Consider the following 23,876-nt stretch of genomic DNA (forward strand, 5'->3'; position numbering starts at 1 on the left):
GGGCGCTACCGCCCGGCCGGCGCGGGGCGGGGCTGGCGCAGCTGGTCGGGGACGAGCTGGACGTCGCGCACCACGCCGGTTCGCCCCTCCAGTACCGAGCTCGGCTGGCCGTCCACCACGATCTCCAGCCCCTGGGCCTTGCCGGTGGTGAGCACGAGTCCCTCCCGCGGCACGGCGTAGGTCTCGCCGGGGCGCAGCACGCGGTTCAGCACCGTCTGCCCGGAGCGGGGGTCGCGGAGCTGAACCCAGGACTCGTCCGTGGCGCGCAGCGTCAGGCGGTTGGGCGGCTCAGCGGGGGCCGATGGCGTGGTCGGCGGCGGGGGGGCCGGGGCAGCGGGCGCGGCGGCGACGGGTCCCGGACCGGGAACGGAGCCCTGGGCTGATCCCGGTCCGATGCCCGGGGCCGTTGATGGCGCCTGCCCGGGCAGGGCGGGCGGGCGGAAGCCGGACGGGGCGGCGCCGGCGGGGCCGGGCCCTGCCGACAGGGCGGTCCCGGCCGCGGGCGGCGCCGCAGGGGCCACGATCTGCGCCCCGGCCGGGCCGCCGGGCGCGGGCGGGGTCACCCCCGGCCGGCCCGCCGCGGCGCCGGGCGTCGCCTGGCCGAGCGTGGGGGGCAGCACGGGGGCGGTCTCGGCCGGGGGCAGCCCGGCGGCCTGCCGCGCGTCGCGCGCCGCCTGCTCGATCCGGGCGGGGACGGGCGGAACCCCGTCCACCGTGCGGTCGGCCGAGCCGCTCCAGCGCCACCAGGCGGCGTAGGCGCCGACCATGATGACGGCGCCGAGCAGCAGCACCACCCCGGCGGGAATGCCGCGCTCCGGCACTGGCTCGGGGAAGACAAGGTCCCTGCCCCGCCCCGGCGCGCCCGTCTCGCGGTAGCGGCGGGCCATGTCGTCGGCGTCCAGTCCCAGCGCGCGGGCATAGGTGCGGACGAATCCCACCGCATAGGCAGGGCCGGGAAGGTCGCGGCTGCGACCCTCCTCCAGCGCGGCGAGGTAGCGGCGGTTGATGCGGAGGCTGTCCGCCACCTCCTCCAGCGTGGCGCCCAGGGCAAGGCGGGCGTCACGCAGTTCCTCGCCCACGCGGGCCGCCTCCGCCGTCATCATCTCGGGCCTTACCATCGGGGAAACGGGACTTCTCGGGGTGGAACGGGGCAGTCGTAACGCGCGGGGCGGGGGGGCGGAAGCCCCACCCCGTCACCCTACCGCATCACGTTGTCTCGGCCCGGTCCGGAGCGCCGCGGCGGCGCTGCGCGGGGCCGGAACGGGAATTTCAGGCCTTGCCGGCGGGGCGTGCCGGCGCTCAGCCCGCCCGGGCGGCGAGCACGGCGGCGGCCTGGGCCGTCAGCTCGGCCAGGATCTCGGCCACCGGGGCCTCCTTCGTCACCATGCCGACGCTCTGCCCGGCCATGAGGGAGCCGTTCTCCACGTCGCCGTCGATCACGGCGCGGCGCAGGGCGCCGGCCCAGAAGTGCTCGATGTCCAGCTGCGCCGCCGTCCTGTCCAGCTCGCCGGACTGGTGGCGGCGGATCACCTCGGCCTGGTGCACGAGGAACTGCTTCGTGCCCTCGTTCTGCAGCGCGCGGACGGGGATCACGGGGAAGCGCTCGTCCAGCTGCACGGTCGGCAGCGCGTCGCGCGCCGCGCCGCGGAGGAAGGCCTGCTTGAACCGGGGATGCGCGATGCTCTCCGCCGCGCAGACGAAGCGGGTGCCCATCTGCACGCCGGCCGCGCCCATCTCGAGGTAGGAGACCATCGCCTCCCCCCGGCCGATGCCGCCGGCGACGAAGACCGGCACCTCGGCGGCCATGGCAGGCAGGATTTCCTGCGCGAGCACGTTGAGGGAAACGGGGCCGATATGGCCGCCCGCCTCCGACCCCTCGATCACCAGCGCGTCCGCGCCGGAGCGGACGAGCTTCTTCGCCAGCGCCAGCGCCGGGGCGAAGCACACCACCTTCGCGCCGCCTTCCTTCGCGTTGCGGATGGCGGGGGTGGGCGGGATGCCGCCGGCGAAGACGATATGGCCCACCTTCGCGTCGAGGCAGGTCTGCACCAGCGCGTCCAGCATGGGATGCATGGTGATGAGGTTCACGCCGAAGGGGCGGTCCGTCAGCGCCTGGGTGGCCGCGATCTCCTCGGCCAGCCGCGGCGGCTCCATCGCCCCGCAGGCGATCACCCCGAAAGCGCCGGCATTGGACAGGGCGGCGACGAGGTTGCGCTCGCTGATCCAGGACATGGCACCGCCCATGACGGCGACATCGCTGCCCAGGAAGGCCGCGCCGCGCGCCATCAGCGCCCGCAAGCGGGCGCGGGCGGCCTCATTTGAGGGACCGGCCGGGGGCGGCGGCACCGGCCCGCCCGCGGTCTCCGCCGCGCGGGTGCCGGGCGTATCGCCCTGGGCGGGCGGAACCCGGGAGACGTCCAGCTCGATGCCCATCAGGCCGGGGCGTCCAGCCCGTAGGCGGTGTGCAGGGCGCGCACCGCCAGCTCCGTGTACTCGGCGCCGACCAGCACGCTCGTCTTGATCTCGCTGGTGGAGATGACCTGGATGTTGATCCCCTTCTCCGCCAGCGTCTTGAACATCGTCGCCGCCACGCCCGCATGGCTGCGCATGCCGATGCCGACGATGGAGATCTTCGTCACCTCCGGGTCGGCCAGCACCTCGGCGTAGCCGATGCTCGCGCGCTCCTTCTCAAGCACCTCGCGGGCGCGCGGCACGTCGGCCTTGCCGACGGTGAAGGTCATGTCCGTCGTGCCGTCCGAGGCCAGGTTCTGCACGATCATGTCCACGTTCACGTTGGCGTCCGCCAGCGGGCCGAACACCGTGGCCGCGATGCCCGGCTTGTCCGGCACCCGGCGCAGCGTGACCTTCGCCTCGTCACGGGAATAGGCGACACCCGTCACCAGCGGCTGTTCCACGATCTCGTCCTCGTCCACCACCATCGAGCCCGGCCTGTCCTCGAAGGAGGAGAGGACCTGGACCCGGACCTTCTGCTTCATCGCCAGTTCGACCGACCGGGTCTGCAGCACCTTCGCGCCGACCGAGGCCAGTTCCAGCATTTCCTCATACGCCACGGCCTGCAGCTTGCGCGCCCGCGGCACGATGCGCGGATCGGTCGTGTAGATGCCGTCCACGTCCGTGTAGATGTCGCAGCGGTCGGCCTTCACCGCCGCCGCGATCGCGACCGCCGAGAGGTCGGACCCACCGCGGCCGAGGGTGGCCACGCGCTCCTCCGGCCCGATGCCCTGGAAGCCCGCGATGACCGGCACCTGGCCGCGCCCCATGGCGGCGACGAGGCGGGAGCCGTCGATCTCCTCCACCCGCGCCTTGCCGTGCGCGCCGTCCGTGCTGATCGGGATCTGCCAGCCCTGCCAGGAGCGGGCCTCCACGCCGATCGTCTGCAGCGCGATGGAGAGCAGCCCGATGGTCACCTGCTCCCCGGTGGCGACCACCGTGTCGTACTCCCGCGCGTCGTGCAGCGGCGACAGGTCGGAGCACCACTTCACCAGCTGGTTGGTGACGCCGGACATGGCGGAGACGACGACCGACACCTCGTGGCCGGCCTCCACCTCGCGCTTCACGCGGGTGGCGACGTTGCGGATGCGGTCCAGGTCGGCGACGGAGGTGCCGCCGAACTTCATGACGATGCGGGCCATCGGGTGCTGGGTGACTGCCGTGTCTGTGGGCGAGATGGAGCGCGCGCGGGTTGCGCCCCGGCGCGGGGCGGCACAGATACCGGCCCCGGCCCCCATGGGCAACCTCGGCCGGCTTTCAGGGGATCAGCGATGCAGCAGGGCACCGTCCGGGCCAGCGAAGTGGCCAAGTTCGACGCCCTGGCGGCCGAGTGGTGGCAGCCGCGCGGCCCCATGGCCCCGCTGCACGCCATGAACCCCCTCCGCACCGGCTGGATCGCGGAGAGGCTGGCGGCCCGCCATGGCCGTACGGGGCGCGATCTCTCCGGCCTGCGCGTGCTGGACGTGGGCTGCGGCGCCGGGCTGGCAAGCGAGGCCCTGGCTAGGTTCGGCGCGGAGGTGACGGGGCTGGACGCGGCGGGCGCCGCCCTTGCCGCCGCCCGCGCCCATGCGGAGGCCGGCGGCCTCACCATCGACTACCGGGAGGGCCGGCCGGAGGACCTTTCCGGCACCTGGGACGCCGTGGTCTCGCTGGAAGTGATCGAGCACGTGGAGGAACGGGCCAGGTTCCTGGCCTCCCTGGCCGGGGTCACAGGCCCGGGCGGGGCGGTGTTCCTCTCCACCCTTAATCGCACGGCCCGGTCCTTCCTCATCGCGAAGCTCGGGGCGGAGTACGTGCTGCGGCTGCTGCCGCGCGGCACGCATGACTGGAAGATGTTCGTGACGCCGGCCGAACTGGGCGCCGGGCTCCGCCAGGCGGGGCTGCGCGTGGCCGACATTGCCGGGATGAGCTTCGATCCCCTCTCCGGCCGGTGGCGGGAGAGCCGGGACTTGGCGGTGAACTACATCGCCATGGCGGAGAAGGGCTGAACCGCCCTACCCGTCGGCCCGAGGCACCCAGGGGATGCTGCCGATCTCGATGCCCTCATCGGCCAGGGCCTCGGCCTCCTCGGGCGTCGCGTCGCCGTAGATGCCGCGGCGCTCGCTCTCGCCCCGGTGCATCTTGCGCGCCTCCTCGGCGAAGTCGCGCCCGACATGGTCGCAATTCTTCTCCACCTCGGCCCGCATGCGCTGGAGCAGCGCGATGAGCTGGGCAGGCATCGGCCCGGCCGTCGCCGCGCGCTCCTGGGGAACGGGGGGCGGCTCGGCCGGGGATGCGGCGGGCACGGGCTCCGCCCGCAGCTTGGCGATGGCGGGCGCCATCAGGTCCCGCCGCGCCCGCGTGTCGCCACAGACCGGGCAATCGACCATCCCGGCGGCGGCCAGCTTGTCGAAGGCGGCACTGTCCTTGAACCACCCGTCGAAGCCGTGGTCCTGGCTGCAGCGAAGCTGGTAGTGGATCATCTCGTATCTGCTGGTCTGGGGCGCACGTCGCGCCCTTCTGGCACTCCCGGGATGGAAGTGCCAGCCTCGTGACGGCTGCGTGACGCCGGATCAGGCGGCGAGCAGGGCATCCAGCTTGCCGGCGCGCTCCAGCGCCGCCAGATCATCCGAGCCGCCGATCGCCTGCCCGCCGATGAAGATCTGCGGCACGGTGGTGCGCCCGCCGGAGCGCTCGATCGCCGTCTTGCGCGCGGCGGAGCCGCCCGGCGCGTCGATCTCCTGGAAGGATGCCCCCTTGCGCGTCAGCAGCGCCTTGGCGCGATCGCAATAGGGGCAGAAGGGGATGGTGTAGATCTCGATCTCGGGCATCCCGCGCATCTCGGTAACGGAAGGGCGCGCTTCAAGGCACCGACTTGCCGGAGGCGAGCCGATCCGACAGGCGGGGGTCGGCCACACGGGCCGCCGCCAGCACCTCCACCCCGGCCGCGCCGGCCTTCAGCAGCGCTGCGGCACAGGCCTCGGCCGTCGCGCCGCTGGTCAGCACGTCGTCCACCAGCAGCACCCGCCGGCCTTCCAGGCACGGCCGGGCTCGGGGCAGGGCCTCCACCGCCCCGGCCAGGGCCGCCCGCCGCGCCTCGGCACTCAGGCTCCCGAGCGGCGGGGTGGGCCGCACACGGCGCAGCGCGTCCGGCAGCACGGGACGTCCCGCGATCCGGCCCAGCCGCATGGCCAGCAGCGCTGCCTGGTTGTAGCGCCGGGCCAGGAGGCGCCGCCGGTGGATCGGCACGGGCACCAGCAGTTCCGCCCTGTCCAGCAGCGCCGTGCCGGCCGCGGCCATGTGCCGGGCGAGCGGGAGGGCCAGCTCCGTCCGGTCCGCGTGTTTCAGGGGCAGCACCAGCCGGGCCACCGCGTCGTTGTAGGCGAAGGCCGCGCGGGCCCGGGTGAACAGCGGCGGACGGGCCGTGCAGGCCGGGCAGAGCCCGCCCTCGCCGATGCCGTCATGCTCGAAGGGCACGCCGCAGACCCGGCACATCGGCGCGACGATCAGGTGCAGGCCGCCGAAGCAGGCGGGGCAGAGCGCCCCCTGCTCCAGCACAGGCTCGTCGCAGGAAAGGCATTGCGGCGGCAGGACCGCGTCCAGCAGCCCCGTCACACCCCGGCGCAACGCGCCCGACAGGGCCTGCATGCCCCCTTCCCTCTCCCGCCTCGCCGAACCATCGCAGGCCGCGGCAGGGCGTGGAAGGCCCGCTGCAAGCCCGGCCGCAACGCCCACTGGCGGCGGGGGCGCCGGCACGACATATCCCGGCGATGAGCGGATCGCCCCACCTCGTCTTCGACCGCGCCCTGCTGCGCCGCCGGCGCGACCGCGCCGCCGCCACGCAGCACCGGGTTGCCCCGGTGCTGGAGGCCGCGGCGGAGCGGCTGCTGGACCGGCTGGACGACACGACCCGCCGCTTCGCCCGAGCGCTGGACATCGGTGGGCGCGGCATCGTGGCGCCGGTCCTGCGCGCCCGCGGGGTGGATCTCGTCGTCTCGATGGACCTCTCCCGACGCCAGGCGGCCGGCGCCGGAGGGCTGCCGGTGGCCGGGGACGAGGAGTGGCTGCCCTTCGCGCCGGGCGGCTTCGACCTCGTGGTCGCCAGCCTCTCGCTCCACTGGGTGAACGACCTGCCGGGAGCCCTGGCCCAGATCCGGCGCGCCATGGCCCCCGACGGGCTCTTCCTGGCCAGCCTGCCGGCGCTCGGCACGCTGCAGCCCCTGCGGGAGGCCCTGACCGCCGCGGATTCCGCCCTGCGCGGCGGCGCGGCGCCCCGCGTCTCGCCCTTCCCCGAGCTGCGGGACGGCGCGGCCCTCCTCCAGCGCGCGGGCTTCGCCCTGCCCGTGGCGGATCTGGAGGAGATCGCCCTCGCCTACCGGGACCCGCTCCTGCTGTTGCGTGACCTTCAGGCAGCCGGGGAGGGCAACGCCGTGCTCGCGCGCGACGGACGCGTGCCGCCCCGCGCGCTCTTCCCGACGGCGCTCGCCGCCCTGCCGGCCGGCCCGCAGGGCGTGCCGGCCACCCTCAGGCTGCTCACGCTGACGGGATGGAGCCCCGGCCCCGACCAGCCGAAGGCCGCGCGCCGGGGCAGCGCGACCGCCCGGCTCGCGGACGCTCTCGGCACGGTGGAGAGGAAGACGGGCGAGCGCCCCGGCTGAACCGCCGGGGCAGCCTCAGGCGCCGTAGCGGAGGACGAAGCGGTCCCGCTCCGCGCTGACGAGCTGCGCCTGAACCTCGGGCTCGGCGCCCGGCTGGGCCGCGATCCAGCCGGCGTGCAGGCCCTCGAGGACGGGGCCTATCCAGCCGCTCCCGCTGTCCTGCCCGGTTTCCAGCAGCGGCGCCGTCTCGTGCGTCAGCACAAGGGCCGGCCCGCTGGAGTCGAGCGCGATGGAGACGGTGCCCCAGCGCGGCTCGGACAGCCGTTCGTTGATCCGCGCCTCGAGCCCGGAGAGCGTGTCCTCCGGCGGGATCGGCGAGAGCGCGGCCATTTGCGCGCCGATCGCGCGCAGCAGCACCGCGCGCTCCTCGGCGGGCATGTGCGCGTCCAGCGTGTCCAGCAGGGCGCGCAGGAAGGCCTCCCAGTCCGGACGGGAGTCGGCCTTGGCAGTCATCAGGCGCGTCGCCTCCTCACGGGTCAAAGCGGTAGCGGGCGTAGACAAGGGCCCGCCCCTCCTGGAAATCGGCGGACTTGTCGTAACGGCCCGAGAGGCCCACGCGCAGCGTGGGCGTGAGCGCGTACTCGAGATCACCCCGCACGCCCCAGACGAAGTTCGTAGAGCTCTGGCCGCCGTAGCGCGTGGCGACGCTGGTGTTTGTGGGGGCTGCGGCGGCCTGCTGCACCAGCAGGCTCTGGAGGGCGGGGTTGTCCGGGAAGACGGCCTCGCCCCGCTCCCGGAAGTAGCCCACGCCGACGCTGCCACCCAGGCGGTAGGCGAAGTTGCCGCGCCGCTCGCGCCAGTCCAGGGGAACGGAGGCGGCGACATAGGTCTGCGGGCTGAAGTAGCCGCCGTGGCCGAGCGTGAAGTAGCGCAGGTTCTTCTGGTAGTCGAAGTAGAGAAGGTCCAGCCCCGTCACGAGCTCCTGCTCGGGGTTGCGGACGATGGCGTAGCTCACGCCGCCCTGCGCCTGCCAGCGCTGGTTGTCCGCCACGCCATTGCCGGTGATGTAGGAGTAGCCGCCGCCGGCATAGCCGCCGAACCGCCCGGGATAGTACTCCAGCTGCACGACGCCGGTGTTCCGCGTGACGCCGCCGAAGGTGTTCCCGCTCAGCGGGTCCCGCACGCCGCCCCAGGAGAGGATGCTGTCGGTCACTGAGCGCCGCTCGCCCCGCAGGCGGAGCTGCAGGTTCTCCGCCAGGCGCGGCGTCACCTCCACGCCGCCGAGCACCGTGCTCTCCCGGAAGCCGAGCGGGGTGGAGCCGATGTCCACCGTCACCCCGCTCCGCGCGTAGGCGATACCGATGCTGGTGCCCGTGGCCGAGTTGTCGCGCGGCCGCAGCGCGGCAGCCTGGCCGGCGGCAATCGCAGCAGCCTGCTCACTGATCTGCTCGGAAGGGATGTCCGCGCCGAAGCCCGGCAGGGCCACGGCGCTTGTGCCGAAGCGCCGCGCGCGGTTCAGCGAGCTGCCGGCACTGCCGGAATCAAGGGTCACGGCCTGCACGCGGGCGCTCAGCTCGCCGCCGATGCCCGGCAGGGGCATCCCGGCCTCGACGCCGCCGCCGTACTCGCGCAGCCGCTCCAGGCCGCGCTCGCCGGTGCGGGAGCGGAAGGCGAAGTTGGGCACCACCCGCCCGGTCGTCTCCTGGTTCACCTCGGCCAGCTGCCGGCCGATCTCGCTGAGCAGCGGATCGTCGGACTCGCGCAGCTGGGTCGGCGTCACGCCGATCCGGGCAGCGCTCGCCGGGTTGGAGTCGAGCGGAACGAAGGAGGAGCCCTGCCCGTCCCCGGCCGTGGAGCCCGCCAGGACCGTGCGCCGGTAGGGCGCGGCGGCCCCGATCTGCGCGCGGCGCTGGTCGGCCGCGAGCTGCAGCGCCGTCTGCGCCCGGCGCCGATCCCCCGTGACGCGGGCGAGCCCGGCCTCCGCCATGGAGATGCGCGGGTCGCTGGCGTTCAGGAACCGCCCCTCGGCGACCAGTGCCTCGGCGGTGCTGACGTCCCGCCGCAGCAGCGCGGCCTCGGTCGCGCCGAGCCGGGCCTCCACGTTGCGCGGATCGCGCCGGAGAACCGCCTCGGCGATCCGCCCGGCCACGCGCGGATCGCGCGCGCCCTGGTAGATCCGCGGCGGTTCGGCCTCGATCGGCGCGGGCGGCGCCGCGGCGGCAAGGCGCGGCCCGGCAGGCCCGCCCAACGCCACCACCTGCCGGCGCTGCGCCGGCGAGACGCCGGCATCGGCCGCGAGCGGCATCAAGAGCTCCGCGCCCTCGCGCGTCAGGCCGGCATCGGCCATGGCCCCGGCCAGCGCGATCCGGGTTGCGGCGTCGCCCCCGCGGTTCCCGGCCAGCGCCAGGCGCGCCGCCTCCGCCGCGCCGTCGCGGTCTCCCGCGCGCAGCAGACCGCGCAGGGCCAGCAGCGCGGCCTCCCCGGTGGGGTCGGGCCGGCCCGCCATGGCGAGGAGCGCGGCGCGCTGCCCCGCCGGATCGAGGGACAGCGCCGATGCGACCTCCACCTGCCAGCGGAGGGATCGGAGGAGACGGGTCCCGGTCGGGCCGCGCACCCGGTCCGGCACGCGGTCCAGGAGACGCATGGCATCGGCGACGCGCCCCTCATCCGAGGCGAAGAGGGCGGCGGCGAGCACGACCTCCGGCGCCGGGCTGGCGGGCAGGCCGCCTTCCAGCAACGCCCGCCCTTCTGCCCCGCGCCCCTGACGGGCGAGAAGCCGGGCGAGGTCGAGCCTCGCCCAGGGGGTGGTCGAGGCCTCCGCGGCCTTTCGCAGCAGCGCGACCGCGGCCTCGGGGTCCTCGGTGCGCGCCGCCTCGGCCCGCAGCGCCTCGGCGCGCGGCGAGGCCTCGGTGGCAGCCCGCCGGCCGAGCGCGTCGGCCTCGGCGATCCGATTGGCGCGGCGCAGCGTCTCCAGCAGCCCATCGCGGGCGGTGGGCAGGGCGGGGCGGCGCAGCTGGGCGCCGCGGAAGCGGAACTCGGCCTCCGCGAGGTCGCCGGCGCGCAGGGCCATCTCGCCCAGCAGGGCCTCGGCCTCCGCGCGGTCCATCGCCTCGCGCCGGCTCGCGCGCAGCAGCACCGCCTCGGCGCGCTCCGCTTCGCCGCGCCCGAGATAGCGCCGCGCCGCGGCCAGCTCCGCCGCGAAGGCGGCCTCCTCGAGCGGGGCGGCCCAGCGGCGCGCCTCCACCGGGGACACGGCGGCGGCGCGGCCGAGAAGCCCGGCGGCCTCGTCGGCCCGCCCCTGCCGCAGGCGGATCACGCCGAGCCCGCCCAGCGCGGCGGCATCCGCGGGATCCCGGGCCAGGGCGGCCTCGAAGGCGCGCGCGGCCCGCGCCGGATCGCCGGTCTCCATGGCCTGCTGGCCGGCCTCGCGCGCCTGCGCGACGACGGCCGGCGCGGACCGCTCCCGCACAAGGTTCAGGGCCGCCTCGACCTTCGCGATCCTGGCGTCGTCCGGCGCGGCCCCGCGGAGCCGCCCGAGAAGGTCCTGCGCGGTCGCGGGCTGGCCTAGTTCCACCTGGAGCAGGGCCGCGGCTGCCAGCACATCCGGGTTCGAGGGTTGGGAGGCCAGGGCCCGGTCCAGCGCGGCGACCGCCCGCGAGGGCTGCCCCTGCGCGCGCCAGTAGCCGGCCTGCTCCATCAGCGCCTGTACCCCGGTGGCCTGCGCCAGTGCGGGCACCGCGGCCAGCGGGGCCGCCGTCACGGCCGCCGTCGCGGCCGCGGCGAGGAGGCGATGGCGAAGCGAGGTCATGTCCGGATCCTCAGCCGGCGGATCGCCCGGCGGCGCAGCGCCCAGTAGAGCGGGATGGCGATGATCAGCGCCGCCACCACCAGCAGGCCGAGCATCAGGTCCGGCCGGGTGGTCAGGTAGCGCTGCGGCAGCAGGGTGATGGGCAGGCTGCCCACCCCGTAGTTGCGCGACACCTTGAAGGCCTCCACGCGGCCGTTGGTGATCGTGGCCACGTCGCCCTGGATGCGCGGTTGCTGGTCGGGATCGCGCAGCGCGCCGAGCATCGCCTCCATCCCCTGCGGGCTGGAGCCGGTGAGGGCGACGACGGAGCGATCACCGTTCAGCGGGCTCTGGAAGCCGATCAGCAGGCCGCTCCCCTCCCCGCCCTGGCCGCCCAGCGTCGCCGTCAGCCGCTCCCGCTCGAGCCGGCGGTCATCGGAGATGAAGATGTTGCGGAAGCCCTCCAGCGCGTCCGGCAGCGCCACCGTCACGCGGTTGCCGTCCACCGTGATGGGCCCGTCGCGCAGCAGCTGGGCCAGCGCCGGCTGCCGGTTGAGCGGCCCGATGACCATCAGGTCGCGGTCGCGCACCGCCTCCAGCCCGCCCGGCCGCGCCACGTCGATCCGGGTGGCCGGGTAGCCGACGATGGCCGCGATCCGCCCGATGAGGTTCAGCGCGGAGGAAACCTCCAGCGCCGAGGCGCGGTCCGGCAGGACCACCGCCGTCGTCGAGAGGTCGGCCATCCTCGTGTAGGGGAAGCCCGAGCCCACGAAGTAGGCGAGGTTCGGCAGCTCCGTGAAGCGGTAGGCGGCGGAGAGGTCGATCGTGCTGTCCGGATCGATCGAGGAGCGGATGTCGCCCGGCACGCTCACGCAGTCGCCGCGGTGCAGCGGGCGCAGGTCGAAGCGGAACTGCAGCTCGTTCAGGCCGAAGACGAGGTAGGGCGGCAGGCCGAAGGTCCCCTCGCCCCGCTCGGAGCCGGTGCTGCCGACGGTGCGGTACACCCAGTTCCAGGGCCAGCCCGGATCGCCCTCACGCAGTGGGAAGGACTTCAGGTAGACGTCGTTCAGCGCCGCATCGAGGCGGGAGACGGCGAGGTCCAGGATCGGGCCCGGCGGGGCGCGGAACCGCACATCCACCGGCAGGTTGCGGTCGCGGAAGGTGTAGAGGTCCGGCGCCGTGCGGAAGGGAATGGAGACCGGGCCCGGCGCGTAGCCGTAGGACTGCAGTTCCGCCGGGTCCACCAGCTCGCCGAAGCGCACGGGGCGGTCGTTGCGGATCCAGCGCGGCGCGTCGTAAGGCTCGCGGGCCGGCAGGTTCTGCACCTGCACGGTCGCCGTCTCGCCCGAGAGGCCCTCCTTCGCGGTGGCCAGCACCTGCGCGGCGGTCGCCGCCTCGGCGCCGGACCGGCCGCCGACGAGCAGCAGCACGGAGTTCTGGTCGTTCGGGTTCGGCAGGATAGCGAGCGTCGGCCCGTCCATGCGCGGCAGCGTCAGCCCGGGAACCGAGTCCGACCCCGTCGCGATGACGATGGCGTTGCCCCGCGCCGGCAGCACGGCGCTGACGGGGAAGCTGGAGCCGCGGTAGTCCGCCTGCACGGCGAACCAGGAGGAGGCGACGAGCGCCGCCCGCACCGCGTCGTTCCCCGCGCCCTCGGCCATCACCACCGGCAGCACCAGCGGCTCGCGCAGCAGGCGCGGGTCGAAGAAGGGCTCCGGCAGGCGGGCCAGGTCGCGGTTCAGCGGCAGCCGCTCCAGCGTGAGCTGAAGGGTGGAAAGGTCGGAGACCGTGGACCAGAGCAGGCCGGAGAGCGGGTCGTTGCACTCCACCGCGTAGCGGCCGGTGAAGCGGAAGTTCAGCCGGTTGCTGTCCGCGAAGAACACGGGGTTGATCTGGAACTCCACCGGGCCGAAGGCCGGGCGGGCGCGGTCGGGGGTGATGGTGCCGACGAACTGCTCGTTGATGGTGATCGCGATCTGCGACAGCTCGGGAATCAGCGCCGGGCTGGTGGCGCCCTGCAACGTCAGCCTCGCGCCCGTCACCACCTCGTCCGAGCGGATGCCGAACAGGATGCCCTGCAGGTCGGCCAGGCCGCGCAGCTGCATGGGGCTGCGCAGGCCGAGCTGCCGCAGCGTCCGTGTCTCCGTGCGGGAGCCGACGCCGGGCGTCGTCTCCCCGCCGAAGGTCACGGGGGCGGAAGGGGCGACCTGCGCCGGCGTCAGGGAAGCCGAAGGCGCCGCGGCCGGGGGAGCCGAGAGGGGCGGCGCCGCGGCGGGCGCAACCGGGGAAGGCGCGTACTGCGGCACGGGCGCCGTCGCGCTCGGGGCCGGCTGGATCGGCACGGGCGGGGTGGGCGAGAAGGCCGGCGGAGCGGCGGGCGCGGCGGACGGGGCGGCAGGGCCCCCGCCCGGCAGCGGCGGCGGAGTGAAGCTGCCCTGGGCCGCCGTCTGGGCCGTCGCCGTCACAGGCAGGCCCAGCCCGAGGACGAGCAGGACGGCCGCGGAGCGGCGCGCGCGCTCCGCGGCACGGCGGGAGGCGGCCTCCGCGCCGCGGCCCGGCTGGGGCACGGCCGGAGCGGCGGGCCGGGGCGCGCCAGCGCGCGCCGCGCGGGCAGCCGCCTGGCGACGGGCCCGGCGGGCGCGCAGCGAGAACTGGCTGTCGCCGCGGAACAGGCCGCCGATGCTGCGGACCACCTCGCCGAGGGAGCGCATCGGCCGGTCGTGGCGGACGTCGTCCCAGTCCACCCAGGCGTCGGCGCGGCCGAGAACCACACGGGTAATGTTGCCCTCGTCACGGGCGTCCTGCGGCATGAAGCGCATCTGCAGGCGGTCGTTCTGCCACCGCAGCACCTCGGCGGGGATGGCGACGCGTTCCGGACCCAAGTCGATCTCCAGTGTCACAAGCACGTTCTCCGAGAGGCCGTCCGGCCGCGGCGCGGCCACGGCCACGCCACCGAGGGAAAGATCCAGCGTCTCGCCGGGCACGAGCCGACCGTCCGGGAGCACGACGCTCACCGGCATGATGGCGCCGACGCGAGCGCGCTCGCGCACCTGGCGCCGTTCGCGCCCCACGGCCAGGCCCGCCAGCACCGTCAGCAGCGAGAGCACGACCCAGACGCTGTTGAGGGCATAGGCCTGGAAGTCCAGGCTCTCGGGCGGGTTCGCGGCCATGCCGTAGATGCCGGACAGCAGGCCAAGCACGAGGATAATGGCGAGGATGAAGTTCGGCCCCGTCGCGCGGAAGTCGAAGTAGCCCTCCTCCAGCGTGCCGCCCTTGTCCGTCACGTTGAACTTGCCGCGCTTGGGGTCCAGCAGCGTCGTCATCACGACGGGCAGGAGGTAGAGCGCCAGCACCGTCTCGTAGATCTCGGACCAGAAGGAGTGGCGCACCCGCGCCTGCAGCTTCGAGTTGGTGAGCACCGCGTGCACCACGTGCGGCCCCGCATAGGCGATGATGGCCAGCGGGGAGGCCGCGATGATGTTCTGCCCGAAGAGCAGGAAGGCGAGCGGCGCGGTGAGGAAGATGAAGCGCGGCACCGGGAAGAGGAAGTGCCACATGGAGGCGACGTAGCAGAGCCGCTGCGTCAGGTTCAGCCCCGGCCCGAGCAGCGGGTTCTCGATCCGGAAGATCTGCACCATGCCGCGCGCCCAGCGCATGCGCTGGCCGATATGCGCGATCAGGCGGTCCGTCGCGAGCCCTGCCGCCAGCGGCAGGCGGAGATAAGCGGTGCGCCAGCCCAGGCGCTGCATCTTGAGGGAGGCGTGGCAGTCCTCCGTCACCGTCTCGGTCGGCACGCCGCCGATCTGCTCCAGCGCCGTGCGCCGGATCACGGCGCAGGAGCCGCAGAAGAAGGCCGCGTTCCAGAGGTCGTTGCCCTGCTGGATCAGGCCGTAGAAGAGCAGGCCCTCGTTCGGCACGCGCGTGCCGGAGGCGAGGTTACGCTCGAAGGGATCGGGCGAGTAGAAGTGGTGCGGCGTCTGCACCATCGCCAGCCCGGCGTCGCGCATCAGCCAGCCCATGGTCATCTGCAGGAAGGCGCGCGTCGCCACGTGGTCGCAGTCGAAGATCAGCATGTACTCGGCGTCCGTGCGGGACAGCGCGTGGTTGATGTTGCCGGCCTTCGCGCCCTTGTTGTCCGGGCGGATCATGTAGCCGCAGCCGACCATCTCGCAGAAGGCGCGGAACTCCTCGCGCCGGCCGTCGTCCAGCAGCACCACGTTCATCTTGTGGCGCGGCCAGTCCATCGCCAGCGCCGCGTAGATGGTGGGCTTCACCACGTCCAGCGGCTCGTTGTAGGTCGGGATGAAGACGTCGACGGTCGGCCACTCCTCCGGGTCGTCCGGCAGCGGCGCCGGGCGGCGGTCGAGCGGCCAGAGCGACTGCAGGTAGGAGAGCAGCAGCGCGACGACGGCGTAGATCTCGGCCAGCAGCAGGCCGGTGCCGAGGAAGGTCGAGAAGAAGTTCGTGTAGTCCAGCGTGTCCGTGATCCGCCAGTAGATATAGCGGGACGAGATCACGCCGGAGAGCAGCGCCAGGAAGACGAGCGAGCCCTTCCCCGGAACCAGTCCGCAGATCACGAAGACCAGCAGGCCGCCGACGGCAACCCAGGCCTGCTGCTCCGCCTCAAGCGGCGCGACGATGAAGGGCAGAGCGATGATGAAGCCGAGCAGCACGGCGATCCGCGCCAGCCAAGCACTCCCGCCCAGCGCGCGCCTGAAACCTCTCATCGGCTCGCCTCAACCGTCGGCTGCTGGGGGAGCGGCGCCGCCTCGGGCGACACCGCGGGTTCCGGGATGGGGTCCGGGGCGGGCGGTGTGGCCGCGACGGCGGGCGGCAGCGCCGCCGAGATCAGACGCGCCACCTCCTTCAGGTCCGACGCGGCCCGGCTCTCCGGCGCGTGCTCCAGCAGCAGGCGCTGGCAGGCCAGGCTCTCGGCCACCGTCTCCTCGCGGCTCATCGCGCCGATCATCCGGTAGCCCAGGTGCCGCGCCACCGCCTCGGCCGAGGCCCGCGAGAGGCGGGAGGAGAGGTCCACCCCATTCAGCACCACGCGCAGCCGCCCGGCCAGCAGCGCGGCCATCGTGCCGGTGCCGAGGAAGCGCCCGCTCTCGATCTCCGGCACCAGCGCCGCGCTGATCGCCTCGGCCTGCAGCACGCCGATGACCATGGTGGCGAGCGGCGCCAGCAGCGCCAGCGCCTGGGAGGGACCGGGCGGGAGATCGGCCAGCACGACGAGGTTCGGCTCGGCCAGCATCTCGCGCAGCGGCTTGCCGAGTAGCTCGGGGTCGCGGTCAAGCGCGACAGCGAGGTCCAGCGCGCCGCGCAGGTCCATCGCCCCGTGCGGCAGCAGCAGCACGCCGGAAGGGGTCTGGCGCAGGTGGGCGCGCCAGTCGGAACTGCCCTGCAGCAGGTCGGAGACGAAGCCGCTCCGGTCCGTCAGGGGCACGCCGAAGTGCAGGCGCAGGGCGTTCTGGGCGTCCAGGTCCACCGCGAGCACACGATGGCCCAGGCGCTGCAACGCGTCGGCGAGATTGGCGGTGAGCGTGGTCTTGCCGACCCCACCCTTGGGCGACGCGAAGCAGATCAGCGGCACGGGGTTGCTCCTGAACTCAGGCGGCAGTTCTGGCGAATCGGACGCCGGCGGCGATGCGCCGGAGAAGTTCCGGCAGCGCGATGTCCACCCGCGCGGCAGGCCAGTGGCGGGGCGACGGATCGGCCGCGCTGCCGCGCATCGCATCCCCGAGCGCATCCAGCAAGGGGTAGTGGATCGTACCCGCAGCTGGGCCGGCACCCACCCCCATGAGCGTGTCCAGCAGGGAGGAGCCGGTGCCGCCGGAGAAGCCGGCCGGCGGCCAGGACGCTGCCGGCAGCGCGGCCAGCATCGGCATCGGCAACGGTGCCGCCTGCGGCACCACCGGCGCGGCCGGGACCCTGGCGGCGGGCTGCACAGGCACTGGCTGGACCGGGGTCGGCTGCGCGGGGGCGGGCTGCACCGGTGCGGCAGGCGCGGAGTGCGGCAGCACGGGAGCCGACCGCGCGGACGCGGCGAGCTCCGGCTCCGCGGCGGCCGGCGCCGCGGGCACGACCGGGGGCGACGAGGGCGCGGGTGACGGAGCCGCCGCCCGCGGCGGGACGGGGCCGCCGAGGAGAACCTGGAGAAGGCTCGAGCCGGGCGGCTCCGGCGCCGCGACCGGACGGGTTGGGGGCACCATCGGGGCGGGCTGGGGCGGCTGGTAGGGTTGGTGTTGAACGGGCGCGGGGGTGGGCACGGGCGGGACCACCGCGGCCGGCGGCACGGCCGGCAGGACGGCGACCGGCTGCGGCGGCGCGACCGGGGACGGAAGGGGCGCGGGCGGCGCCCGTTCAAGCAGAGCGTAAGGATCCGGTGCGGTCGGCTGGGGGTCCGGATAGCTCGTCGGATAGGTCGGGTAGGATTCGCGCACCGGCAGCATCGGCGTCTCGGTGGGGACCGGCGCGGTCTCCGCCATCACCGTGTCGGGCGGCAGATCCTCCACGCCGGAAAGCGCATCGCCCAGCGCGCTGAAGGCCTGATCCTCCGTCGGCGCAGGAGCAGCGGGCGGAACGGGGTTCCTGACCGCCTCGTTGCCGAAGCTCCTGTAGCGCATGGAGGGCGTCCTCAGCGCGGCTGCCATCCGGGCAACATCCGTGTCCTGCGCCATTCAACCACCCCAATCGCAGTGGCGCCGGAATCGGGGCACCGACCGGACCGGACTGTATCTTATTTTTTCGTTTACCGAAGTGGTTTTAGAGACGCACCCGCCTCTCGGCCGCGCCCATCTGTGCGAGCAGCGCCAGGGCTGTGTCATAATAATCACGGTCGTGGGCGGGCTCCGGCCCGCCGCGGTCCCACCGCAGGCCGCGCTGCAGGGCCGCGAAACGCCCGATCTCCCGCACGCCCGGGCCGGCAGCGTAGGGCGCCACGCTGTCGTTGGAGAGGTCGGCCCAGGCCGGCATCTGGCGCAGGGACGCGTCCGACCAGAAATTCAGGGGTGCTGCCACCGCGGCCTCGTCCGAGAGGCCCGCCCAGGCAAGCCAGAGCGGCACCCGGACCGCGTCGTAGGAGAAGCGGGCCGGCCAGCCCGGTGCGGGCGCCACACGGCCGTTCAGCCGCGACACGGCCAGCCAGTCCGGCGAGAGGCCCCACCGGCCGAACCGCGCCGAGCGCAGCAGCCGCAGCCCGTCGCTCGCCACGCGCAGCCAGGCCGGGTCCGGCACCGCTTCCGCCACCGCCGCGATGGCAGGGTAGGAGTAGTAGGAGGGGTTCAGCACAACATGGTCCCGGTGCTCGAAGCCGCGGGCGCCGGGCAGCAGCACGAGGTGCCCGCCCGCACGGCGGACGAGCAGCCGGAGGACGTCGCGCGCGATCGCCGTGCCCTCCTCCGTCAGCGCCGGGTCGGACCAGCGCCGCCCGCCCTTGAGGAGCGCGCTGGCAATGAACAGGTCGCCATCCGTGGCGTTGTTGCTGTCCTGCACCGGCGGCTGGCGGTCCGGAAGCCAGCGCCAGGAGTGCAGGAAGTCCGAATCCCGCCGCAGGTTCCGGCGGGTCCAGAGCAGCATCCGGTCGAAGGCAGCCCGGTCGTCGAAGTGCTCAGCAAGGGAGAGGCCCCAGCCCTGCCCTTCGGAGTGGGACTGGTTGTTGTTGTTGTTGTCGATCACCCGCCCCTCCGGGGAGAGGAACCGGGCCTTGAAGGAGGCCCAGCCCCGCGCCTCCTCGGCGGCGATGGCGGTCCCGCCCCGCATCGCGGCGGCCGCTGCGACGGAGAGAAAACACAGTGCGGATCGGCGTGGGATATGGATCGGCATGCCCTGAGCCTGCACGCCGGGGCTTAACGGTCCGTTGGCGCCCCTCCGGCGCCGCGGCTGCCCGGCGGCCGGCTTATAGCATCACGTTCCCGCGAAGCCAGAAACTTCGCTCGCCGCGCCGGCAAAGGGCGCCCCCGTGCCAGGACGCGACGGGAATGCCATATGCGGCCCATGGCACCCCCTATTCTCCTTCTCCAGGGTATCCGGCAGGGCTTCGGGCAGACCCCGCTGCTGAGCGGCGCGGAACTCTCCGTCGGGCAGGGCGAGCGGCTGGCGCTGGTGGGGCGCAACGGCTCCGGCAAGTCCACCCTGCTGAAAGTGGCGGCCGGGCTCGTCACGCCGGAGGGCGGCACGCGCTTCCTGCAGCCCGGCGCCACGCTGCGCTATCTGCCGCAGGAGCCCGACCTCTCCGGCTACCCCACCACCCTTTCCTACGTGGAGGCGGCGCTCGGGCCGGGGGACGATCCTTACCGGGCCCATTACCTCCTGGAACAGCTGGGCCTGACCGGCGAGGAGGAGCCGGCCCGGCTCTCCGGCGGCGAGGCGCGGCGGGCGGCGCTGGCCGCGGTGCTCGCCCCCTCCCCCGACGTGCTGCTGCTGGACGAGCCGACGAACCACCTCGACCTGCCGGCGATCGAGTGGCTGGAGTCGGAGCTGGCCGGGATGCGCGCGGCGCTCGTCCTCATCAGCCACGACCGGCGATTCCTTGAATCCCTCTCCCGCGCCATGGTCTGGCTGGACCGCGGCACCACCCGGCGCCTCGAGCAGGGCTTCGCGGGCTTCGAGGCCTGGCGGGACCAGGTGCTGGAGGAGGAGGAGCGGGAGCACCACAAGCTCGCCCGGCAAATCGTCCGGGAGGAGCACTGGATGCGCTACGGCGTCACCGCCCGGCGCAAGCGCAACATGCGGCGGGTGGGCGAGCTGGCGGCCCTGCGAGAGAAGCACCGGCAGCGCCGCGGCCCGCAGGGCGGGGTCCGGCTGGCGGCGAGCGAGGCGGACGGCTCCGGCACCCTCGTCGTCGCGGCGGAGCGGATCGGGAAGACCTATGGCGGGCGCGAGGTGGTGCGGGACTTCTCCACCCGCATCCTGCGCGGCGACCGGGTGGGCATCGTCGGCCCCAACGGCGCTGGCAAGACGACGCTGCTGAACATGCTGACTGGTGTCCTGCCTCCGGATTCCGGCGAGGTGCGGCTGGGCACGGGGATCGAGATGGTGACGCTGGACCAGCGCCGCGCGAGCCTGGACGATTCCATGACGCTGTCGGACGCGCTGACCGAAGGGCGCGGCGACATGGTGCATGTCGGCGGCTCCCCGCGGCACGTCATCGGCTACATGAAGGAGTTCCTCTTCCTCCCGGAGCAGGCGCGCACGCCGCTCGGCGTCCTCTCGGGCGGGGAGCGGGCGCGGGTGATGCTGGCGCGCGCCATGGCGCGGCCGAGCAACCTGCTGGTGCTGGACGAGCCGACGAACGACCTCGACCTCGAGACGCTCGACCTGCTGCAGGAGATGATCGCGGACTACCCGGGCACGGTGATGGTGGTGAGCCACGACCGCGACTTCCTGGACCGCGTGGCAACGAGCATCATCGCCTACGAGGGCGCCGAGGGGAACGACGGCAGCTGGCAGGACTACGCCGGCGGCTACTCGGACATGGTGGCGCAGCGCGGCCACGGGGTGCGCGCCCGGGCGGCGGCCGCGGCGCCCCTACCCGCCCCGAGACGAACGGCCGAGGCCCCTGTCCCCACAGCTTCATCCCGCCCACGCCTGAGCATGGTGGAGATGCAGGCGCTGAAGACGCTACCGGGCGAGATGGAGAAGCTGAACGCGGAGATCGCGAAGCTCGGCGAGATCCTGGCCGACCCGCAGCTCTACGCCCGCGACCCCGCGCGCTTCGCCAAGGCGAGCGAGCTCCTCGCCGGCCGCCAGGACGCGCTGGCAAAGGCGGAGGAGCGCTGGCTGGAGCTGGAGATGCGGCGGGAGGAGATCGAGGCCGCCTCCTGAGGCGGCCTCTCCGGCCGTGAGTTCAGGCGGCCGGTCGTCCGCTCAGCGGCACATCATCACCGGCATGTCGGAGTTGTCCAGGACGTGCCGGGTGACGCCGCCGAGGATGAGCTGGCGGATGCGGGAGTGGCTGTAGGCGCCCATGCAGAGCAGGTCCGCCCCGAAATCCCGCGCCGCGCCGAGCAGCCCCGCCCCCACCTCCCGCGTGACGGGGGAGAACTCCACCGGCTCCGCGGCGATGCTGTGCCAGCGAAGATAGGCGAGGATGCCCTGCACGTCCGGGCCCCGCCGCTGGTAGTCCTTGCTGTGCAGCACGCGAACCGCCTCGGCCCGGTGCAGCCAGGGCAGCGCGGCGGCCACCGCGGCCGCGCTCTCCGCCGTGCCGTTCCAGGCGATGCAGACGCGGGTGCCGATCGTCTCCGGCGGCAGGCGCGGGGCGATCAGCACGGGGCGCCCGCTGTCGAAGAGCACGGCGTGCAACGCGTCGGAGGAGGAGACGTCCTCCCGCGAGTCGGGGTGCGGCACCACCGCGAGGTCGTAGAGGCGCGATTGCTGCGCCACCAGGTCCTCCTCCCGCCCCGCGACGGAAGCGAAGGAGAGGGTGGCGGAGTCCGCCTTCTCCGCGGCTTCCGCGGAGCTGGCCAGCACCACCTCCTTGCCGACCACGAAGCGCTCGAACAGCGACTGCACGCGCTGGGCGCGGTCCCCGGATTCCCGCTCCGTCGCGGCCATCATCTCCTCGATCATGGCACCGGAGAGACCCTCGCCCGCCAGCGGCGCCACGTCGCGCGCGTCCACCCGCACGTGCAGGCAGTGGACATGGCTGTGCCAGATCCGCGCGGTCATCACCGCGGTCTGTAGCGCGGCCTCGCCGGCGGAGGTGCCGGTCAGGGGCAGTAGGATGCGGCGGTAGGCCATGGCGGAACCTCGTCGTGATCCGGCGGAGGCGGCTCTGCCCCCTCCCCCCTGCCGCCCCGAATCCGGCACGGCGCGGTCAGGTCTAGCATGATTGCAGGTGGGCGGCCGCAAGCGCCGCCGCCAGGGGGTCCCCGGAAGCGTCCAGCCGGTTCCATGCGATGTTGCCCGCGGGGCTCGCCGCGGCGCGGTCCAGCACCTCGGGCGTCGCGTCCGAGGCGTCGCCCCGCCGCGCCGCGATGCGGGCACGCAGCAGATCTGCCGGCGCCTCCAGCCAGAGGCCGGTGAACGGCACGCCCGCCGGCCGCGCCACGGCCTCGATCCCGGCGCGTTGGGCCGGGTGGAGGAAGGCCGCGTCGGCGATAACGGAGTGCCCGCCGCGCAGCGCCTCCCCGGCCTCGGCCAGAACGGCCGCATAGACCGCGGCGCCCGCCTCCGGCGTGTAGGCCTCGGGCGGCAGCCGCGCCTCTGCCGGCACCCCGGCCAGGCGCTTGCGGATCTCGTCGCTCCGCAGGTGCAGCGCGCCCGGCGCGGCGCCGAAGCGCGGCGCCAGCAGCCGCGCCAGCCTCGTCTTCCCCGTCCCCTGCAGCCCGCCCACGGCCACCAAGCGCGGCGGCGGCGGGCGGAGATAACCTTCGGCCTCCGCCAGGAAGGCCAGCGCCCCCTCCCCCTGCCCCGCCATGCGGGCGAGGCAGTGGGCCCGGATCATGGCGCGGGTGGAGAGCCAGAGCGGCAGCCCCGCCACCTGCCCGGCATCCCCCCCGGTGCCCACGGCGCGGGACAGGGCGCGGCAGGCGGCCGCCCGGCCGCAGCGGTGCAGCAGGTCCGCGATGAGGAAGGCGAGGTCGTAGCCCGTGTCGACCGTCGCCAGGGCCTCGTCGAACTCCAGCGCGTCGAAGGGGACGGGCCGGCCGCGCCAGAGCAGGACGTTGCCGAGGTGCAGGTCCCCGTGGCAGCGGCGGATCCGCCCTTCCGCCGCGCGCGCCCGCAGCACGGGGGCGAGACGCCGCAGCGCCCCTTCCGCCTCCCGCCGCCAGGCGAGGACACGGTGCAGCTCCAGCCCGGCGCCCAACGCGGCGCGGGCATTGCCGCGCAGCACGGCCCGGAATGCGGCGACCGCGTCCGTCCCCGTCCCGCCGGCCGGGTAAGTCCCGCGCAGGGCCACCGCCATGTCGCCCAGCGCGTCCTGCATCGGTCCATCGATGCCGCCGCGCGCGGCCACCGCGTCCAGGAAGTCGTCCGCGGGGACCGGCGCCATCTCCAGCGCCCATTCCACCGCCGCCGGGTCGTCGGGCGGCAGCAGCCGGTCCGCCGCGCCGCCGATACCGTGGAGGCCGCGGTAGAGACCCGGCGCGGCAGGCGCGTTGATCTCCAGCTCCCGCGCCGCGTAGCGGTGGCGTGACGCGGATTCGGTGAAGTCCAGGAAGCCGAGGCCCACCGCCTTCTTCAGCTTCAGCACCCGGTCCGGGCCGATGAAGACGGCGGAGATGTGGGTCTCCACGGGCGCCGCCCCGCCGGTGAGCCGCGAGAGCAGCGCCGCCGCCCCGGCCTGGGCGGCGGGGAGGCTCACGGCCCCGTCCTCACGGATACAGCCGCTCCGTCCGCCACGCCTCGCCCTCGCGCCGGAAGACCAGCCGGTCGTGCATGCGGAAGGGCATGTCCTGCCAGAACTCGATCGCCTCGGGCACCACGCGGAAGCCGCCCCAGTGGGGCGGGCGGACCATCGCGTCGCCGGGCCAGGCCGCGTCCAGCTCCGCTATCCGCGCCTCGAAGACAGCGCGGGACGGGAGCGGCCGGGACTGGTCCGAGGCGGCGGAGGCGAGGCGGGACCCGCGGGGGCGGGAGGCGAAGTAGGCGTCCGACTCCGCCTCCGTCACCCGCTCGGCCGCGCCCTCGATCCGCACCTGCCGCCGCAGCGACTTCCAGTGGAAGAGCAGGGCCACCCGCGGATTCGCCAGCAGCTCCCCGCCCTTCCGGCTTCCCTCGTTGGTGTAGAAGATGAAGCCCCGGTCGTCCCGCCCGTTCAGCAGCACCATGCGCGAGGAGGGGCGGCCGTCTGGCGTGGCGGTGGAGAGGCACATTGCGTTCGGGTCGTTCGGCTCTCCCGCGACCGCCTCCGCGAACCAGGCCGCGAAGAGGCCGAGGGGCTCGGCGGCGTCGGGGATGCCGGAGGAGCGGGCCTCGCCGGCGGGAACCTCGGTGGTCAGGCTCATGCGTTCGGCCCCTTGTTCCGTTCCATGCGGTGTGCCACCCCTCCGCCC

General features: G+C 74.3%; 18 protein-coding genes. 3 read left to right on the plus strand and 15 right to left on the minus strand.

Annotation, left to right across the window (positions count from 1 at the left end):
• Positions 1 to 5: 5 nt before the first annotated feature.
• From VQH23_RS21920 to VQH23_RS21930, 3 genes are all read right to left on the minus strand, one after another.
• Positions 6 to 1,118: a RodZ domain-containing protein gene (locus VQH23_RS21920; protein WP_338662786.1), complete on the minus strand. Its 1,113-nt coding sequence runs from the start codon at positions 1,116 to 1,118 to the stop codon at positions 6 to 8.
• A 181-nt stretch (positions 1,119 to 1,299) separates the two neighbouring features.
• A complete protein-coding gene (locus VQH23_RS21925) occupies positions 1,300 to 2,286 on the minus strand; it encodes a nitronate monooxygenase (protein WP_338666143.1) in 987 nt (328 codons plus the stop codon).
• Positions 2,287 to 2,432: 146 nt separating this feature from the next.
• Positions 2,433 to 3,653, minus strand: a complete 1,221-nt coding sequence (locus VQH23_RS21930) for an aspartate kinase (protein ID WP_338662787.1) — start codon at positions 3,651 to 3,653, stop codon at positions 2,433 to 2,435.
• Positions 3,654 to 3,782: 129 nt separating this feature from the next.
• On the opposite strand from VQH23_RS21930, the gene ubiG reads away from it, so the two are divergent.
• Positions 3,783 to 4,499, plus strand: a complete 717-nt coding sequence (ubiG, locus tag VQH23_RS21935) for a bifunctional 2-polyprenyl-6-hydroxyphenol methylase/3-demethylubiquinol 3-O-methyltransferase UbiG (protein WP_338662788.1) — start codon at positions 3,783 to 3,785, stop codon at positions 4,497 to 4,499.
• Positions 4,500 to 4,505: 6 nt separating this feature from the next.
• Here ubiG and VQH23_RS21940 read toward each other — a convergent pair whose 3' ends face one another.
• From VQH23_RS21940 to VQH23_RS21950, 3 genes are all read right to left on the minus strand, one after another.
• Complete coding sequence (locus VQH23_RS21940; RefSeq protein ID WP_338662789.1) at positions 4,506 to 4,973, minus strand: DUF1178 family protein; 468 nt, start codon at positions 4,971 to 4,973, stop codon at positions 4,506 to 4,508.
• Between the two features lie 90 nt (positions 4,974 to 5,063).
• Complete coding sequence (gene grxC / locus VQH23_RS21945; RefSeq protein WP_338662790.1) at positions 5,064 to 5,321, minus strand: glutaredoxin 3; 258 nt, start codon at positions 5,319 to 5,321, stop codon at positions 5,064 to 5,066.
• Positions 5,322 to 5,352: 31 nt separating this feature from the next.
• Positions 5,353 to 6,138: a ComF family protein gene (locus tag VQH23_RS21950; RefSeq protein WP_338662791.1), complete on the minus strand. Its 786-nt coding sequence runs from the start codon at positions 6,136 to 6,138 to the stop codon at positions 5,353 to 5,355.
• 122 nt (positions 6,139 to 6,260) lie between these two features.
• Here VQH23_RS21950 and VQH23_RS21955 point away from each other — a divergent pair, with 122 nt between their 5' ends.
• Positions 6,261 to 7,148 carry a methyltransferase domain-containing protein gene (locus VQH23_RS21955; RefSeq protein ID WP_338662792.1) on the plus strand — a complete coding sequence of 296 codons (888 nt, stop codon included), beginning with the start codon at positions 6,261 to 6,263 and terminating at the stop codon, positions 7,146 to 7,148.
• A 15-nt stretch (positions 7,149 to 7,163) separates the two neighbouring features.
• Here the strand turns inward: VQH23_RS21955 and bcsD are convergent, their stop codons facing one another.
• The 6 genes from bcsD to VQH23_RS21985 form a co-directional block, all read right to left on the minus strand.
• The gene (gene bcsD / locus VQH23_RS21960) at positions 7,164 to 7,601 is read right to left on the minus strand and encodes a cellulose biosynthesis protein BcsD (protein WP_338662793.1); all 438 of its coding nucleotides are present in this window, start codon (positions 7,599 to 7,601) and stop codon (positions 7,164 to 7,166) included.
• Positions 7,602 to 7,617: 16 nt separating this feature from the next.
• Positions 7,618 to 10,896 carry a cellulose synthase subunit BcsC-related outer membrane protein gene (locus tag VQH23_RS21965; protein ID WP_338662794.1) on the minus strand — a complete coding sequence of 1,093 codons (3,279 nt, stop codon included), beginning with the start codon at positions 10,894 to 10,896 and terminating at the stop codon, positions 7,618 to 7,620.
• Positions 10,893 to 15,602 carry a UDP-forming cellulose synthase catalytic subunit gene (bcsA, locus tag VQH23_RS21970; protein WP_338662795.1) on the minus strand — a complete coding sequence of 1,570 codons (4,710 nt, stop codon included), beginning with the start codon at positions 15,600 to 15,602 and terminating at the stop codon, positions 10,893 to 10,895. Before bcsA ends, VQH23_RS21965 begins: the two co-directional genes overlap by 4 nt.
• Positions 15,599 to 16,468: a cellulose synthase operon protein YhjQ/BcsQ gene (locus VQH23_RS21975; RefSeq protein ID WP_338662796.1), complete on the minus strand. Its 870-nt coding sequence runs from the start codon at positions 16,466 to 16,468 to the stop codon at positions 15,599 to 15,601. Before VQH23_RS21975 ends, bcsA begins: the two co-directional genes overlap by 4 nt.
• A gap of 16 nt (positions 16,469 to 16,484) precedes the next feature.
• Positions 16,485 to 17,501: a hypothetical protein gene (locus VQH23_RS21980; RefSeq protein ID WP_338662797.1), complete on the minus strand. Its 1,017-nt coding sequence runs from the start codon at positions 17,499 to 17,501 to the stop codon at positions 16,485 to 16,487.
• A gap of 139 nt (positions 17,502 to 17,640) precedes the next feature.
• Positions 17,641 to 18,699, minus strand: coding sequence for a glycosyl hydrolase family 8 (locus VQH23_RS21985; RefSeq protein ID WP_338662798.1), 1,059 nt, complete (start codon positions 18,697 to 18,699; stop codon positions 17,641 to 17,643).
• A gap of 171 nt (positions 18,700 to 18,870) precedes the next feature.
• On the opposite strand from VQH23_RS21985, the gene VQH23_RS21990 reads away from it, so the two are divergent.
• Positions 18,871 to 20,700 carry an ABC-F family ATP-binding cassette domain-containing protein gene (locus VQH23_RS21990; protein ID WP_338662799.1) on the plus strand — a complete coding sequence of 610 codons (1,830 nt, stop codon included), beginning with the start codon at positions 18,871 to 18,873 and terminating at the stop codon, positions 20,698 to 20,700.
• Positions 20,701 to 20,742: 42 nt separating this feature from the next.
• On the opposite strand, the gene VQH23_RS21995 is transcribed toward VQH23_RS21990, so the two are convergent.
• From VQH23_RS21995 to pdxH, 3 genes are all read right to left on the minus strand, one after another.
• The gene (locus VQH23_RS21995) at positions 20,743 to 21,618 is read right to left on the minus strand and encodes a universal stress protein (RefSeq protein ID WP_338662800.1); all 876 of its coding nucleotides are present in this window, start codon (positions 21,616 to 21,618) and stop codon (positions 20,743 to 20,745) included.
• 82 nt (positions 21,619 to 21,700) lie between these two features.
• Positions 21,701 to 23,185, minus strand: coding sequence for an AAA family ATPase (locus VQH23_RS22000; RefSeq protein WP_338662801.1), 1,485 nt, complete (start codon positions 23,183 to 23,185; stop codon positions 21,701 to 21,703).
• Positions 23,186 to 23,195: 10 nt separating this feature from the next.
• On the minus strand, positions 23,196 to 23,828 hold the full coding sequence (gene pdxH, locus VQH23_RS22005) for a pyridoxamine 5'-phosphate oxidase (RefSeq protein ID WP_338662802.1): 633 nt from the start codon (positions 23,826 to 23,828) through the stop codon (positions 23,196 to 23,198).
• Between the last annotated feature and the right edge of the window lie 48 nt (positions 23,829 to 23,876).

The organism is Pararoseomonas sp. SCSIO 73927 (assembly GCF_037040815.1).
In the GTDB taxonomy this organism is placed as follows: domain Bacteria; phylum Pseudomonadota; class Alphaproteobacteria; order Acetobacterales; family Acetobacteraceae; genus Roseomonas.